Source organism: Maribacter stanieri (genome assembly GCF_900112245.1).
Classification (GTDB): Bacteria; Bacteroidota; Bacteroidia; order Flavobacteriales; family Flavobacteriaceae; genus Maribacter; species Maribacter stanieri.
This window is the reverse complement of the sequence record NZ_FOYX01000001.1, coordinates 1,583,830-1,601,384: the sequence shown is the minus strand read 5'-3', so window position 1 is coordinate 1,601,384 and position 17,555 is coordinate 1,583,830. Positions and strand designations below refer to the sequence as shown.

11 protein-coding genes and 2 tRNA genes are annotated in these 17,555 nt (G+C 34.8%); 6 read left to right on the top strand and 7 right to left on the bottom strand.

What is annotated here, in order from left to right:
- Positions 1 to 35 precede the first annotated feature (35 nt).
- Both BM296_RS06820 and sppA read right to left on the bottom strand, forming a co-directional pair.
- Entirely contained in the window at positions 36 to 749 is a 714-nt protein-coding gene (locus tag BM296_RS06820; RefSeq protein WP_027064922.1) for a queuosine precursor transporter, read from the bottom strand.
- Positions 750 to 753: 4 nt separating this feature from the next.
- The gene (gene sppA, locus BM296_RS06815) at positions 754 to 2,514 is read right to left on the bottom strand and encodes a signal peptide peptidase SppA (protein WP_091902359.1); all 1,761 of its coding nucleotides are present in this window, start codon (positions 2,512 to 2,514) and stop codon (positions 754 to 756) included.
- A gap of 73 nt (positions 2,515 to 2,587) precedes the next feature.
- Between sppA and folK the strand changes: the two genes are divergently transcribed.
- Positions 2,588 to 3,730, top strand: a complete 1,143-nt coding sequence (gene folK / locus BM296_RS06810) for a 2-amino-4-hydroxy-6-hydroxymethyldihydropteridine diphosphokinase (protein WP_091902357.1) — start codon at positions 2,588 to 2,590, stop codon at positions 3,728 to 3,730.
- Positions 3,731 to 3,847: 117 nt separating this feature from the next.
- Here the strand turns inward: folK and BM296_RS06805 are convergent, their stop codons facing one another.
- Positions 3,848 to 4,378 (bottom strand): RNA methyltransferase, encoded by a 531-nt coding sequence (locus BM296_RS06805; protein WP_091902355.1) that lies wholly within the window; start codon positions 4,376 to 4,378, stop codon positions 3,848 to 3,850.
- A gap of 166 nt (positions 4,379 to 4,544) precedes the next feature.
- Between BM296_RS06805 and mutS the strand changes: the two genes are divergently transcribed.
- The 5 genes from mutS (at position 4,545) to BM296_RS06780 (ending at position 9,461) form a co-directional block, all read left to right on the top strand.
- Positions 4,545 to 7,127, top strand: coding sequence for a DNA mismatch repair protein MutS (gene mutS / locus BM296_RS06800; RefSeq protein ID WP_091902966.1), 2,583 nt, complete (start codon positions 4,545 to 4,547; stop codon positions 7,125 to 7,127).
- Between the two features lie 95 nt (positions 7,128 to 7,222).
- Positions 7,223 to 7,295 (top strand) — tRNA-Gly (locus tag BM296_RS06795).
- 43 nt (positions 7,296 to 7,338) lie between these two features.
- Positions 7,339 to 7,425: transfer RNA gene (locus tag BM296_RS06790), tRNA-Leu, on the top strand.
- A 101-nt stretch (positions 7,426 to 7,526) separates the two neighbouring features.
- Positions 7,527 to 8,162 (top strand): SanA/YdcF family protein, encoded by a 636-nt coding sequence (locus BM296_RS06785; protein WP_091902353.1) that lies wholly within the window; start codon positions 7,527 to 7,529, stop codon positions 8,160 to 8,162.
- A 48-nt stretch (positions 8,163 to 8,210) separates the two neighbouring features.
- On the top strand, positions 8,211 to 9,461 hold the full coding sequence (locus BM296_RS06780) for an NRAMP family divalent metal transporter (protein ID WP_091902351.1): 1,251 nt from the start codon (positions 8,211 to 8,213) through the stop codon (positions 9,459 to 9,461).
- An 18-nt stretch (positions 9,462 to 9,479) separates the two neighbouring features.
- Here BM296_RS06780 and BM296_RS06775 read toward each other — a convergent pair whose 3' ends face one another.
- From BM296_RS06775 to fabD, 4 genes are all read right to left on the bottom strand, one after another.
- Positions 9,480 to 11,390 (bottom strand): OmpA family protein, encoded by a 1,911-nt coding sequence (locus tag BM296_RS06775; protein WP_091902349.1) that lies wholly within the window; start codon positions 11,388 to 11,390, stop codon positions 9,480 to 9,482.
- 11 nt (positions 11,391 to 11,401) lie between these two features.
- Positions 11,402 to 12,382, bottom strand: a complete 981-nt coding sequence (locus BM296_RS06770) for a PorP/SprF family type IX secretion system membrane protein (protein ID WP_027064930.1) — start codon at positions 12,380 to 12,382, stop codon at positions 11,402 to 11,404.
- Positions 12,383 to 12,390: 8 nt separating this feature from the next.
- Entirely contained in the window at positions 12,391 to 16,479 is a 4,089-nt protein-coding gene (locus BM296_RS06765) for a Calx-beta domain-containing protein (RefSeq protein WP_177214927.1), read from the bottom strand.
- A gap of 157 nt (positions 16,480 to 16,636) precedes the next feature.
- The gene (gene fabD, locus BM296_RS06760) at positions 16,637 to 17,524 is read right to left on the bottom strand and encodes an ACP S-malonyltransferase (protein ID WP_091902345.1); all 888 of its coding nucleotides are present in this window, start codon (positions 17,522 to 17,524) and stop codon (positions 16,637 to 16,639) included.
- Between the last annotated feature and the right edge of the window lie 31 nt (positions 17,525 to 17,555).

Here is a 17,555-nt window from a genome sequence, read left to right as displayed (position 1 = left end):
AGTATATTTTTATACTGTTTTGTTTAATGCTCTAATTATAATGTATCTAAGTCCAATTCTTCATTTGGCTTTAGATTAAAACGTTTTCTCATAATATATACGAAGAAATAGAGAAAAGGGGTGTCGATAAATGCTATAAAAATCTTAAAAATAAATCCGCTTACTACGAGACCAAAAAATAGGTCCCACGGCAGAACTTTAAAGACACATAACAGTCCCACAACGGTAAACGTATCTAGAAATTGTGATAAAAATGTCGAAAAATTATTTCGTAGCCATAAATATTTTCCATTGGTCAATTTTTTCCAAAAATGATAAATGGCAACATCAACGTATTGCGCAAGTAAATAGGCTATCATAGAAGCTAAAACCGCAATTGGTGAAAGCGCAAAAACCTGAGTAAAAGTCTCGTCATTTATTGGTGATGAAGATATTGCGGGTACCGTTTCCGCCAATAATATAATACCCATGGAAAAGAATGACGCAAAAATACCAGCAGTCACTATCTGATTTGCCATTTTTCTTCCATAGATTTCTGAAATAAGATCCGTGATCAAAAAAGTTATTGGGTAAGGTAAGATACCTACGGAAACCACAAAAAGTGAAACCCCAAAAACAGTGAAATCCCCGAAGGGATTCCAATAAAAAAACTTTTGAAATATGAGGTTAGAAACCACTAAAGAAGTGATAAACAAAGCTCCCAAATACAGATAAATACGCTGGGCAAGTTTTCTGTCCTTTAAGGTCATAAAATTATTTAATATCTAAGGCAAACGGCATTCTAGCCTGTATACCTTGTTGTTTTTTAAAAGACTGTAATTCTTTAAGCACTTTGTATGCCTCGTCACCTATTTCATCTTTCAACAAATTCTCTTTAAGCTGAAGACTTGCTCCTTCCAAATCTTCCATAATTCGTTCAAATCCACTTTTGTACTTTGGAAATTTTTTGACTCCGTAAGAACCTAATGACGCAATTTCAGCAGCTGCAGCAATAGCATCATCTAAATTACCCAATTCATCTACCAAACCGACTTCTAAAGCTTCTGTTCCACTCCAAACTCTACCTTGTGCAACACTATCTACTTGTGCCATAGTCATATTTCTACCCTCGGACACACGTTGAAGAAATGTTTGATATGTTTCTTCTATACTCTCCTGTATTTGATTCTTAAAACTATCTTGCATAGGCTCAAACAATGAATACTCTACAGCATTTTTATTGGTACCTACCTGCTCCGCATTTATACCAATATTATCTGCTAATTCGGTCATATTAGGTACGGTCCCAAAAACTCCTATAGAGCCAGTTATGGTGGTTGGCTCAGCAAAAATCTTATCTGCACCAGCAGCAATATAATAACCACCAGATGCAGCAACGTTACCCATAGATACTATAACAGGCTTCACTTTTTTAGCAAGAGCTACTTCTCTCCATATAATATCTGAGGTTAAAGCGCTACCACCAGGTGAATTTACGCGTAAAACTATAGCTTTAACATTTTCATCTTCGCGAGCTTTTATTAACGCTTCATTGATGATTCCTTGACCTATAATATTTGGACCGCCCTCACCGTAAAATATTTCTCCTTGCGCAAATACAACAGCAATTTTATCATCCCCAGATTTCAATATTTTCTTGTTCGAATATTTAACATAGTCATTTAGGGTGCTATAGTTAATATCCTCATCTTTCTTTAATTGCAGGGCGCTTGCCAATTTATTTTCATACTCATCGTAAAAAACAACGTCATCTATCAATCCAGATAGTTTAGCAAACTTTGGTGTCCTCCCCCCTAAGGTGTCGGCAATGATATTTAAATCAGATTCAGAAATTGATCTTGTCTTTGATATATCAAAAATCATAGAATTCCAAAGAGATTGTAATAACAAAGTAAGCTGAGTTCTGTTTGCATCACTCATGTTATTTTCCAAATAAGGTTCTACAGCACTCTTATATTTTCCATGACGTATAACTTCCATCTTTATTCCAGATTTTTCTTGAAGCTCTTTATAATAAAGCACTTCTGTAGATAACCCTTTAAAATCCAAAACTCCTACCGGATTAATAAAAATTGAATCTGCTACACTTGCCAGGTAATAATCCCGTTGCATAAAGAAATCTGCGTATGCATATATAAATTTACCTTCAGCTTTAAAATCTCCTAAAGATTTTCTAATAGCTTGAGTTTGAGCCAAACCAGCAATTATGAAATTATTATTTATACTTATCCCCTTAATACGATCATCATTCTTAGCTACTTCAATAGCTTGTATTATTTCATCTAACCCTTGAGACTCTTCAAAAATACCTGCAAACGGGTCCAACTCATTACTACCTGTGTAATCTGAAATTGGTCTTTGCAATTGCAGTTCCAGTATTGAATTATCTTTTACAGCAACAGTATCCTCACTACTACTTACTAGGCTAACAAAAATTAAAAACATTACAAATAAGATTCCAAAAGCAAACAAGGAACCCAAAATAGAAGCAAGAAAATTTCTTAAAAAATTCATTTAAATCTTTATTTTTAAATAGTGAACAAAGATAACTAATGTGAATATGTTTTAGTTATTTTGTCCTAATATTATGGGAGTATACAAAACAGCATTTTTATCCATTGGCAGTAATTTAGGTGACCGCCTACTTCTTTTACAAAAAGCTATTTTCGAAATTGGCAAGGTAGCCGGCGAAATTAGACAGGTTTCTGCTATTTATGAAACACCATCATGGGGATTTGAAGGTGAAGATTTCTTTAATGCTTGCCTGGAATTGCAAACCCTGCTCTCTCCTGAAGATCTACTAAGCCAGCTTCTTACAATTGAAACTAATTTCGGAAGAGAAAGAAAAGATGGCGATGGGTACCAAAGCAGAACATTGGATATTGATATCATTTATTATGAGAAAGAAATAATTGATACGGAAAATTTAACCGTACCACATCCAAAAATGCAAGAAAGGAAGTTTATTTTAAAACCACTTGCAGACATTACACCACAATTTTACCACCCCATATTCAATAAAGACACCAGAAACTTATTACAAGAATGCAAAGATAAAAGTACAATTACCAAGCAAATAAGAAGGCTGTTCAAGAACAGGCATAATTTCTTTGCTAGCTTAGAATACCTTGCTATTGAAGGAAACATTGGAGCAGGAAAAACCACTTTGGCTACTAAAATTTCTGAAGACTTTAATGCTAAATTAATATTGGAGAGATTTGCCGAAAATCCGTTTTTGCCAAATTTTTACAAAGATCAAGACAGATATGCTTTCCCTTTAGAAATGTCGTTTTTAGCTGACCGATACCAGCAATTCACAGAAGATACTAATCAGCTAGATTTATTTAAAAGTTTTATGGTAAGTGATTACGACATCTACAAATCTTTAATTTTCGCCAAAATTACACTTCAACAAAACGAATTTGATTTGTATAGAAAAGTTTTCAACTTCATGTACAAAGAGGTTAAAAAGCCTAAAGTTTACGTTTATCTGTACCAAACAACAGAAAGGTTGTTACAGCAAATTAAGCAACGTGGTAGAGATTATGAGCAGAATATTGAACTCTCTTATCTTGAAAAGATTAACAGGGGTTATTTTGACTTTTTAAGGACTTATCCTAAAGAAAATCAACTCATTATAGATGTTAGCGAATTAGATTTTGTTAGTCACGAACGTGATTATGAAACCATTTTAGCAACAATTGAAGATTTTGCCTTATCTAACCTATAGTAATATAAAACACGCAATTTCTTGCGTAAATGAAAAGGATTTCTTTTATTGTACGGGCATATGTGCAACTAACTAACTCAAACTATACTAAAAAACCTGGTCTACGACCAGGTTTTTTTATGCATTTAATTTACTCCAGCAATCCCAAACGACAACACCTACACTCACAGAAATATTCAAAGAATGCTTTGTTCCAAATTGTGGAATTTCAAGCACTTCATCACTTGCAGAAACTACATTCTGTGAAACACCCTTAACTTCATTTCCAAAAATCAAAACCTGCTTCTTAGTTTTAGATGGCAAATACTCATTTAACATTGTTGCGTTTTCCGCCTGCTCTACGGAAATAACGTGATTGCCTTCGTTTTTTAATCGTTCAACCAGCGTTAATGTATCTTGAACATGTTCCCACGCTACACTATCAGTAGAACCTAAGGCCGTTTTATGAATATCTTTATGGGGCGGTGTAGCAGTAATACCGCACAAGTATATTTTTTCTATTAAAAAAGCATCGGCCGTTCTAAAAACCGATCCAATATTGTTCAAACTTCTTATATTATCAAGAACAATTATTATCGGAGATTTATCAGCAAGTTTATAACCTTCTACATCTTTCCTGTCCAGCTCCTCATTTCTTAACTTTCGCATACTTTACTATTCAATTTCATTAGTAATTAATGGTGATAAACTTATCCTCAAATATCAACAATAATGTAAATTTTAGGGATAAAACCATACTTTCGTGAAGGTGCAAAATTAATGAGATAAAGATAAAGTGGCGGATAAAAGCAAGACAAAAAAGGTAACCCCTTTAATGAAGCAGTATAACACCATCAAGAACAAGTATCCTGATGCGTTACTTCTTTTTAGAGTAGGTGATTTCTACGAAACTTTTGGTGAAGATGCAGTAAAAGCATCGCGCATATTAGGCATTATATTAACCAATAGAAATAATGGTGGCGAAAGAACCGAATTAGCCGGTTTCCCTCATCACTCATTAAATACCTATTTACCTAAATTGGTAAAAGCTGGCCAGCGTGTAGCCATATGTGATCAGCTAGAAGACCCTAAACAAACTAAAACCATTGTCAAAAGAGGTGTTACCGAATTGGTAACGCCTGGGGTGGCAATGAACGATGATATATTAAATTCTAAAACGAATAATTTTCTTTGCGCAGTTCATTTTGGAAGAAAGAAAATAGGAATTGCATTTGTAGATATTTCTACCGGTGAGTTTTTAACTTCAGAAGGTAACGAAGAACAAATTGACAAATTATTACAGAATTTTTCTCCAAATGAAGTACTAATTTCTAAAGCACATAAAAAAGAATTTACAGACGTTTTCGGCAAGAACCATCACCTTTTCTATTTAGAAGACTGGGTATTTCAAGAGGATTACGCGCTAGAAAACCTTACCTCTCATTTTAACACCAACACTTTAAAAGGATTTGGTGTAGACCATTTAACTTGTGGCGTCATTGCCTCTGGTGTCGTTTTACACTATTTAGGCGAAACACAGCACCGTCAATTACAGCATATATCAAAACTGCAACGTATTGCAGAAGATGATTATATATGGATGGATAGGTTTACTATAAAAAACCTTGAACTATATCATTCTACAAACGTAAATGCCGTTACACTTTTAGATGTTATCGACAAGACTATCTCTCCTATGGGCGGTAGAATGATAAAAAGATGGTTGGCATTACCCCTTAAAAATCTAGAGAAAATAAAAAGGAGACAGCAAATTGTATCTTTTCTATATAAAGAAGAAGTTGTTCTAGAAAAATTTCAGCATCATATTAAGCAGATGGGAGATTTAGAGCGCCTAATATCTAAAGTTGCTACCGGCAAGGTAAATCCTAAAGAAGTTGTACAATTAAAGAATTCTTTAGAAGCTTTAATTCCTATTAAACAGCTGGCAACCTCTTCTAAAAACGAATCTTTAGCGTTAACTGGCGACCAAATTCAATCTTGCGATTTATTGAGGGCTAAAATAAAGGAAATGCTAAGCGAGGAAGCTCCCGTTAATATTTTAAAAGGTAGCACCATTGCAAAAGGTTTTTCTGAAGAATTAGATGAACTTAGAGGATTAGCTACTTCGGGTAAAAATTATTTGAATAGCATGTTAGAGCGGGAAACTGCTGCAACTGGTATTACATCCCTTAAAATAGCCTCTAACAATGTATTTGGATATTATATAGAAGTTAGAAATACACATAAAGATAAAGTTCCTGATAGCTGGACACGTAAACAAACGCTTGTAAACGCAGAACGCTATATTACTGAAGAACTTAAGGAATATGAAGCTAAAATTCTAGGTGCAGAAGACCGCATATCAACTTTAGAGCAACAGTTGTTCTCTCAATTAGTCGTTTGGATGCAAGAATATATTGCTCCTGTTCAAAATAACGCATACTTGATTGCTCAGTTAGACTGTTTGTGTGGATTTGCTCAATTGGCAAAAGAAAATAACTACAACTGTCCTACTTTAAACGAAACTACAGATCTGGAAATAACCAATGGTAGACATCCGGTTATTGAAAAACAATTGCCTTTAGGTGAACAATATATTGCGAACGATTTACAACTAGATAGGTCCAATCAACAATTTATAATGATCACAGGTCCAAACATGAGTGGTAAGTCGGCCTTATTAAGGCAAACAGCTTTAATTGTGCTTCTTGCTCAAATGGGAAGCTTTGTACCTGCTGAAACTACAAAAATTGGTGTAATAGACAAAATATTTACCCGTGTTGGCGCAAGTGACAATATTTCGATGGGCGAATCAACATTCATGGTTGAAATGAATGAGACCGCATCTATCCTAAACAACCTATCTGAGCGTAGTTTGGTTTTGTTGGACGAAATAGGAAGAGGTACAAGTACATATGACGGTATTTCTATTGCATGGGCAATTTCAGAGTATTTACATGAGCACCCAGCAAGAGCAAAAACAATGTTCGCTACACATTACCATGAGCTAAATGAAATGACAAATACTTTTAACCGTATTAAGAATTTCAATGTTGCCATTAAAGAATTGAAAGACACCGTTCTATTTCTAAGAAAGTTAGTTCCAGGAGGAAGTGAACATAGTTTTGGAATACATGTAGCTAAAATGGCCGGTATGCCACAACAGGTAATTCAAAAAGCCAACAAAATTTTAAAAAAATTAGAAAATAAGCATGTAAGCGAAGAAGTCGGAGACAAACTCAAAGATGATTCTGACGAAATGCAACTAAGTTTTTTCAATTTAGACGACCCTTTATTAGAAGAAATTAAGGAAGAAATCACAAATATGGACATTGACACCCTAACTCCGGTAGAGGCATTGATGAAATTAAATGAGATTAAAAGACTGTTAACCAAGGACAAAAAGGCAACATCATAAAATTTTTATTTTTTTTGTTCATTTTTACTTTGCTCTTTACAGAATTGTATTAAATTTGCACCCGCATCTTTTAAGAGATGCACGTTCATAGATTTGCGAAAATAGCTCAGCTGGTAGAGCGCCACCTTGCCAAGGTGGAGGTCGCGGGTTCGAATCCCGTTTTTCGCTCTGAAATGTTGTTCATCAGCATTTTTTATTTAAAGCCAAGTATGCTCGAGTGGTGGAATTGGTAGACACGCCGGACTTAAAATCCTGTGCTCTTTGGGGCGTGCGGGTTCAAGTCCCGCCTCGAGTACCAAAACCCTTGTTAATCGTAAGATTTTCAAGGGTTTTTTATTTTATTTATTTTCAAATTGAAGTTCTTAGTTATTCATTAACTTTAGTTATCATTACAAATGCATGCTGAAAACTTTACTCAAAATATCCGGCTTACTATTAATAGCATTAATTCTCGTCATATTTGTTTGTAACATAATTATTTCAAGCACTGCTGAAGGACAAACTTACACTAATACAGATACTGTACCCGCCAACCGAGTTGGACTTGTTTTAGGCACTTCTAATCGTTTAACCAACGGTTCTCCAAATCCATATTACACTTACAGAATAAATGCTACAATAGCTCTTTATAAAGCAAGGAAAATTGAATTTGTTCTTGTAAGTGGTGATAATGGAAGTATTTATTACAATGAACCTAATACCATAAAAAAAGATTTAATCAAAGGTGGAATTCCAGAGCATGTAATTTTCTTAGACTATGCCGGCTTTAGAACTTTGGATTCAATGTTTAGAGCCAAATTTGTTTTTGGATTAGATAAAGTTACTGTGATATCCCAAAAATTTCATAATGAAAGAGCAATTTATATTGCTAAACAAAAAGGCCTAAAAGCTATTGGTTTTAACGCCCAAGATATTTCTACCAGTCAAGGACTTAAGGTGCAAATAAGAGAGTATCTAGCTAGAGTTAAGGTCTTTATTGATATGGTACTAAATACGCAACCCAAATTTTATGGCGCAACCATTGAAATAAAGTAATAGAATTAAATAGATTACATTTAAAGGCACCAACCAAACCAAACTATAATGCCGAATATTAAGAAGATACTTAAAAACTTAGGTCCTGGTCTTTTGTTTGCAAGTATGGCCATAGGCACTTCTCATCTTGTGTTATCTACCAAAGCCGGTGCCCAATATGGCTGGTTAATGGTCATTCCTATAATTTTAGCAAATATTCTAAAATACCCTTTTTTTGAATTTGGCGTTCGCTATACCAACGTAACTAATAAAACATTGATAGAAGGCTATCTTAACCGAGGTAAGGGATATCTATATTTTTACGCTATAATTACCTTTATTACAACTTTTACAATACTTGCCGCACTATACACGGTAACCGCTGGTTTATTTATTAATCTTTTTAGCATCGGACACAGTTCTATAGCCACTGTAGCTTTGACTTTATTTTTAATCATCAGTGTTCTTCTGATTTTTGGAAAATATAAATTTTTAGAAATAAGCTTGAAATTTGTAGTCAGTGTTCTTTTCATTGCTTTATTGGCTACTACTGTACTAGTCTTGCTAAAAGGTCCAGTTGACCATGTAGCAAATTTTAAGCCTTCACCAATATTCAATGAAGTAGGCATACTTTTCTTAATAGGATTAATAGGTTGGATGCCAACAAGTGTTGAGGCATCTAGCTGGATTAGCCTATGGAGTATTGAGAAATGGAAAAGTCAAGAAAAGCCAAGTTTAAAAGATTCGTTACAAGAGTTTAATATAGGTTACACTATAACAGCAGTTTTAGCCATATTTTTCATGGTAATAGGTTGGTACACCTTATACGGCACGAATATTCAACTAAGTAATAATGCAGTCAGTTTTGCCGACCAAGTAGTTCGCTTATTCACAGAGCATATAGGCTCATGGGCGTATATTCTTATCGCCGTATCTGCCTTTGCTACAATGTTCAGTACGTGTATGACTGCACATGATGCCTTAGCCAGGGTTAGTTTAGATATAATAGGTCTATTAAAGCCACAACAAAAATGGTTCACTACCAAGGCTGCATTTGCAATAGCTGTGCTTATATTAACTATTATTAATTTTATAGTTATTGCTTCATTCAGTGCTAATATGGGAAATCTAGTTGCTTTAGCAACTTTTGTATCATTCATAGTAGCACCAATTGTGGGCTACATGAATTTAAAGAATGTTACCAGTAATGACCTTGCCCCTAAATTTTGGCCCGGTAAAAAGTTAAAGTTATTGACCTATGCAGGTATTCTATTCTTAACTTGTTTTGCGCTGTATTATTTCTATATAATAATCTTTTAAGCAAGATATTTAAATCTATTATTCTACGACAAACAATGTGCGTTCATTTTGTTTATGAAGAAAATCTAAACAATAGGCCCCATTTTTACAATTGTTTACAATCATTTCTTCACCGTATCCTGTTGCTTCGATAATATTGCTTGAATTAAGACCGTTTTTCAATAGAAAATCTTTTATAGTATCTGCACGTTGCTGAGATAGTTTTTTATTGTAAGAATTACTACCTCTACTATCTGTATGAGATTGTATTCTCAATCTCATTTGTGGAAAACGAACCACTGCATCTACTACCTTATTTAATTCAGCTTCAACTTGTGGGTTTAATGTCGATTTACCTTTATCAAAATAAAACTTGTTTAATTTTAACACAGTTTTCTCTTCAATCTCAGTAACTAAATCTTCCATTTTCGAGAGTCCCATATTATAAGAAGCATTTTGAATCTCTTCCATACCCTCCTCAGAATATGTAGTTGAAAAAATGGAATAACCGTCACTCATAGCTTGAATAGTAATTTGTGACATCCAAGGTACTTCAACCCTAAAACTACCATCTGCAGTAGACGCTACTTCTTTTATAACATCACCTTGTTGATTCAATAACCTTACCTGAGCACCTTTTATTCCTGCTTTATTTTTTAAGTTAACTACCTTTCCTCCAAGAGCAAAAGTTTTTAGTCCAGGATCATTCTTAAAGTTAAAAGCATATAAATCATCTCCACCTTTACCACCTTTTCTGTTGGACGCAAAGAACCCAGACAATCCTGATATTTCATCATTTTTAATAATAAAACCAAAGTCATCTGACGTAGAATTAATCCCCTCTCCTAAATTGACAGGAATTGTAAAAGAATCATTAAGCAACATATTAGCCTTATAAACATCCATACCACCAAAACCGTAGAAAATATCAGACGAAAAATATAAGCTTCCATTGAAAATATAAGGAGCAATTTCGTTACCCGGTGAATTTATTCTTGGACCCAAATTAATTGGAGCAGACATTATTTGTCCATTATTGGTGTATACATAATATAAATCTGTACCACCATAGCTATCATCAAAGTTTGCTGCAAAAAATAGGCGGTCCGTATTATCATCATAGTAAGGATAATAAAATGATGTACTTAAGTCCTTTAGTATAAATCTAAATCTTCCAGTATCAGATAATGTACCTATTGCCAATGAATTTTTTCCATTTTCATCATAACGAAGTTCCCCTTCCTCAGTATTTGAAAGGATGTAAAAAAAGGTAGAAAGTTTATCTGAATAGTATGGCGTAGATTTATGAAAATCAGTAGCAGGTATTTCACTGAAAGTTTCAACATCTACCAACTGATTATTAGAACTTAATCTAGCAAAATAAATATCTAAATATGATTCTCCAGTAGGTTCATATACATTTTTTGTATTTCTACCTCTACTACTGCTAAACAATACTCCATTCTTGTAAAATGCAGGTGAAAAATCTCCTTGCGGACTATTAACAGCCAAATCTCGTATAGTACTATTGTCATTGTTAGAAGGAATTTCTAAAAGACTATAGTTAAACTCTGCATTCTCTAGAAGTTCAGGAGATAACTTGTCAGCTTTTGACCTAAGAAAAGTTTTTACCCGATCTTTCTCTGAGTTCTTAGAAAGACTTTGCAACATTTTATTAAATCTATTGACAGACATGATCGTATCATTCTTATTTACCTTTAAATAAAGCTCAGATGCACTGTCATAGTTACCGGTGCTGAAATAAGAATCTGCAAGATTTAATAACTGATTATTAGTTAATGAATCTTTTTGCATTTCACTTTTATAAGCTGCTATTGCCTTTTCATATTGATAACCATAAAAAAGATTATCGGCTTTCGATTTTTTGTCTTGAGCCGTACTTAGAAATGGTATAAAAACTAGAAATACTATGATTATTTTAAATCTCATTTTAGTTCACTTTAAAAGAATCGAGGCGAATCAATTTGCTTTGGTTTACCTTTTGCATTCTTATCACTATTTCCTTTAGATTTTGATGGTCCTTTTCTTCCTAGATAGAATTTAAGAATAATTTCATGTGATCCATTATTAAATTCACCAAGCAAATTTGTATTATAATCATAAGAATACCCTGCAAACAATTGATTGGATATTTGAAAGCCCGCTAACCCACTAAACGCATTTTCTAAACGATAGGAAACACCCGCAGTAACTACATCAGAAATTAAAAAATTACCCGATAAGTTTACATTGACCGGTGAACCCGATATGGTATTCACCAAAAATGCAGGTTTAAATTTAAGATTTTCCGAAAGCTCAAAAACATAACCCCCAATGAAGTTAAACTGAAGTTTATCTTCTATTATAGATGCAACTTCATCATTATATACACCTTCGGTTAAAAAATTAGGTACAGAAGCTCCTAAATACCAATCTTCTGAATATAAAAAAGCACCGGCACCAACAGTCGGATAGAATTTACTTAACATTTCTTCATTAAGATTTTCACCAGGGTTTTCAAAAGTTCCTTTCGAAAAATCTACATTAAGAAAAGAACCACCGGCATCAATACCAAAAGACAATTTTGTCTCATCAGTTACCATTATTTGATAAGAATAAGATATATCTGCATAGGTTTGGGTTGCCGGACCCAATTCATCATTGACTATATTTAGTCCTAAACCTACTTTTTCATTTTTAAAAGGTAAGTTGGCTCCAAAACGAAAAGTTCTTGGCGCACCAGGAATATCTATCCACTGAGCTCTATACAATCCAGATAACTCAGGCGTTTCTACAGTACCTACGTAAGCTGGGTTAAAACTACCAATATTATACATGTATTGCGTGTACTGCGGTTCTTTCTGTGCAAATGCATTAAAGCTTACCAGAGAAAATAGTACAAGAGCAATAGTATAACTCGATTTATTAAAGTTATAATCCATAATTTATTTTATCTAATAAGCTGTATCCACCCTTTGTCAAGAATTGCGGGCTGATTATTAACACTATAATTCATAATATAAAAATAAGTTCCCTTAGGCACTTCTTTTCCTTTATAAGTTCCGTCCCAAACATCGCTATCGTTTACTTTTTCGGTTTCATAAACAAGATTACCGTAGCGATCGTATATTTTTATCTTATACTGCAAGTTAACTTCTACTTGCGCGCCTGTTTCTGAATCTGTTAACGTTCGATTAATGCGAAGTACCTCATTTTGATTATTTCCATTCGGTGAGAATTGATTGAAAAGGAATCCAGGATCAGCAATACTCTTTGGAATTACCTCAACTTCAACAGTTGCCTCATTGTTAAGTGCATTACTATCTCTTGGGGTTGACCTTACAATATTTGCTGTATTGGTATAAGTACCTACCCCAGGTACTCTAGCCCTAATTCTCAAAGTTGCAGTCTCATCCTTGCTTAAAGTAGGAATGTTCCATTCTCCTGTAGCTTCATCATAAGTTCCATTAAAATCAGATTCGGCTGAGACGAATTCAAATCCGTTTTCAATAAGTATCAAATCATTCACAACAATATCCGTAACCACATCCGATTCAGAAATATTGGTTACTCTAATTACAAACTCAACTTCATCTCCAATCAACACTTTATCTGGTCTAGCTTCTTTTTCTATTCTAAGATCAACGCCTTCTGGCGCCTCCGTATTTAGCGACACAGTAGCTTCGTCGTTTGCAGGGTTATTATCAGTAGGAATAGACTCCAGCAAAGTAGCAGTGTTTGTATACGGTCCTTGTTCGGCTACAATTACAGTAATTGATAGTTCTAGAGACAGACCTGGATTAAGTTCGGCTATATTCCAATTTCCAGAAATCTCATCGTAATCTGCAGAATCTGCAGAAACAAAATCAAAACCTAGTTCTAAAAGATCCCCTACTACAATTGCTCTTGCCGTTCTATCTGACAAGTTGGTAACCAAAATTTTAAATATTATTGTATCACCAACTAATGCATCTACATTGTCAACCGATTTCAATACTTCCAAATCTATTGGATCATCACAATTTGGAGTTGCCACAGGATCACAAGGATCATCTGGATCAGATCCATTTGTTTGTTCGTCCAAATCTGAAATACCATCACCATCAGTATCACAACTACCGTTAAAGCGGTTAGGAATACATGGATTATTATTTGCAGGGTCTTGTTGGTCATTTACACCATCATTATCAGCATCTGCAGTATTAGAATCTAAAGCATCAATGATTCCGTCACCATCTTCATCTAACGGATTATCAATATCATCACCAACTTCTACACCATCTTCAATACCATCACCGTCTGTATCTGGGTCATTAGAATCAGTTCCCAGAACCACTTCTTGACCTCCTAAAAGTCCATCATTATCATCATCAGTCTCGCAATCACTTACATTAATTGTAACATCAACTGTAGGGTTCAAACAAGGTGCTGTAGAATTTGTGGTTGTAAATCTGAAAATATAGGCACCAGAAGTAAGTCCTTCAAAATCTACAACATTGGTAGAACTTAAATCCACACTAGTCTCAGGACCAGATACAAATACCCAAACCCCAGGATCAGCCCCGTTGAGTCTAGTATCTAAATCAATAGACGTAAGTCCGTTTACCGCAACATTACAGATAGAACCATTCTGTGCAGTTCCAGTGGAAGCTTGAGAGCCTATTCTAGCAATTACAGGTTGTCGATCAGTAGTACATTCATTTTCCGTTGCCTCCACGTAATAAGTAGCAGTTGCATTTAAAGAAGGAGTTGTATATGTTTCGCCAGTGGCTATTGGTGTAACTGCTTCAATTGAATCGTACCAATTAACAGAAGCACCATCGCTTGGTTCTACACTTAACAATAACGTTCCTGGTCCACAACGTTCATTATCATTAATGGTAACCAATTGTGGAAGTACGTTACGCACAATTTGAACCTCAATAGTACCACTTGCACAATCATTAGCTGCATCGTAGAAAAAGCCATAATAAGAGGCTGGCAAACTTACATCTTGGGCTTCCGCTACAGTTAAATGTGAATTAGTATTCAATGGATTAGAAACTCTACTCCAAGTTAAAACCGTTCCTGCAGGAGCCGCACTACTCGTAAAATCAAATAAGTTGGCTGAAAAATCATCACCCGCAGCTTCTACACAATAAATATTTGAAACTGACACATCTAAAATTGGCGCCGCAACACAGTTGTCATCATCTTGGATAGTACCTGTTGCCGTTCCGCCATTTACACGTTGTACATTATTTGTAGGTAAGCCTAATTGAATGGTAAATGTTTCTGTATTTTCTAAAATAGCATCGTTAATAACAGGCACAGTTATAGTTCTTGTTTCGTTGGCTGTACCAGTAAAAGTTAACGAACCATTTGTTCCTGTATAATCTATACCACCTCCTATAGCCGTATCATCGAAAAATGAATAAGGTACCGTAGTACCTCCAACAACCGCCAGGTCTAAAACTACATCAAAAACAAGCTCACCAGAAGCATCATCTTCATTTATAGACTCATTAGAAATTGTTAATGTTGCCTGATCATTATCATTAATTTGAACTGTAGCGGTACGTGTACTTGTCGCACCCAGTTCATAACCGGTGCCAGCGGAAAGTGTCAGAATTACGGTTTCAGTTCCTTCTTGAATTTGATCATCTATTGGCAAGATATCGATTTCAGCCTCTTGCTCTCCGGGAGCAATACTTACGGCATTAATATTTATAGTAGTATAATCTGTACTATTGGCAGCAGTACCGGTAATAGCATAATTAACAATAATTGGACTACCAGTATTATTTGGAGCACTTAAACTAACAGTAAATTCTCCAGGAGAAACAGACCCATTACTTTCTGCAGCAGTAGCATCTGATGCCGTAATTCGTGCAACATAACTATCCTCACTTACAATAATTACAGTTGCGCTATCTGGTGTACCAACAGTGTAACCAGCACCCGCGGCAAGTGTTAAAACTACTGTTTCATTACTCTCTATATCAGTATCATTAATAGGTGTTACAACTACAATTCCTGTACTCTGATTATTATTAATAGAAACAGAACCATTTAATGCATTAAAATCCGTATCTGAAGTTGCTGTTCCACTCGTAATATAATTAACAATAATTGCAGACCCTGTATTATTAGTCGCACCTAAATCTACAGTAAAAGAACCTGTGCCTAACGGGCTCTCATTTGCTGTTGCATCTGTTGATGCAATGGAAACTTCAGCAACATTATCATCTATTATGGTAACCGTTGCAGTATCAAGGGTACCTATTGTAAAAGCATTACTATTTACATTTACAAGCTCTATAATTACTGTTTCATCTCCCTCTATCAATAAATCGACATTAGGTATAATATTGATATTTGAAAAGCTTTCACCGTCTTCAATAATCGCACTACCTGAGATTGTATAATCTTGTGCGGCTCCTAGAATTGCCGTACCAGATAAGGTATAATCTACAATTATATCGCCACCTGTATTGTTTATCTCACTTAACTCTATTCTAAAACGACCATTATTACCTGTACCATCTTCATTTGTTTCTGGGCGGTTGGCAATAACTGAAACTTCACCAAAATCATTATCTTCTATATTAATTGTAATCTCGTTATTTACACCTATAAAATAATTAGGTTCATCTTCAACTAACTCAATAGTAATAGTTTCTTCACCTTCAACGAGATTATCATCATCAACCACAATAAATACAGTTGCACTACCAACCCCGGCAAAATTATAATTTATATCAATTTCTTCATCTAACTCTACATAATCGATATTGGATATAGCCGTACTACCAACTAACACATTATATTTAACGGTTACGTTACCATTCCCAAATCCAGGATTAACAACATTAATTCTAAAACTACCAGATACCTCATCTTCTTCAAAAGCATCGCCTATTTTCTCAATAGTTACGTTTTGAGCATTCGCACTCTGCGAAAAAACCCCTAAAAAAAGAAATCCAAAAACGAGTAGAAATTTCTTGAAAGCACTATTAGAAATAGTATTAAACAAACTGTTATATTCTCTTATTTTCATAGCATTCTTTATCATTCCCAAGAATAAGGCTGCAGGATGTTCTAAATCCACAACCAAAAACGAGGGCCTCAATATTACAAAAAAATCAAGGTAAACCTCTCAGAAACAGTTGAAAAAAGGATTTATGGGTTAAATGGTACTATTAAGGAAACAACGCCTAGTCCGTAAGCTCTGGGGATTGTGTTGTAACTGATGGTTCAATTTTTCTTACCAAACCTTGTAATACTTTACCAGGCCCAATTTCCGTAAAAATTGTAGCACCATCTTTTACCATTTGCTGTACACTTTGGGTCCATTTAACTGGAGCTGTTAATTGCAGCATTAAATTCTTTTTAATCTCATCTGCACTATTTACCGCAGTGGTAGGTACATTTTGATAAATAGGGCAGCTAGGCGTAGAAAATGTTGTATTTGCTATGGCTGCAGCTAATTCTTCTCTTGCAGGCTCCATTAAAGGAGAGTGAAAAGCGCCACCTACAGGCAACATTAATGCACGTCTTGCTCCCGCTTCTTTTAATTTTTCACAAGCTTGTTCTACTGAAGCTACCTTTCCAGAGATCACTAATTGACCAGGACAGTTATAATTTGCAGCAACCACAACTCCTTCAGTTTCTGCACATATTTTTTCAACTATGTCATCTTCTAATCCTAAAACAGCAGCCATTGTAGATGGTTTAATCTCACAGGCTTTCTGCATAGCCAATGCTCGTTGCGAAACAAGCTTTAGTCCGTCTTCAAAACTTAAAGTATTATTTGCTACCAGTGCAGAAAATTCTCCTAAAGAGTGACCTGCAACCATATCTGGCTTAAATAAATCTCCCATTACTTTACTCAAAATAACAGAATGTAGGAATATAGCAGGTTGGGTTACTTTAGTTTCTTTTAAACCTTCAGCAGTACCATTGAACATTACCTCGGTAATATTAAATCCTAAAATATCATTTGCCTTTAAAAATAACTCCTTAGCAATAGGGTATTTCTCATATAAATCTAACCCCATTCCAACAAATTGAGCACCTTGCCCAGGAAAAACATACGCGTTCATAACTTTTAGTTTTGGTGGATCAAAAGTACGT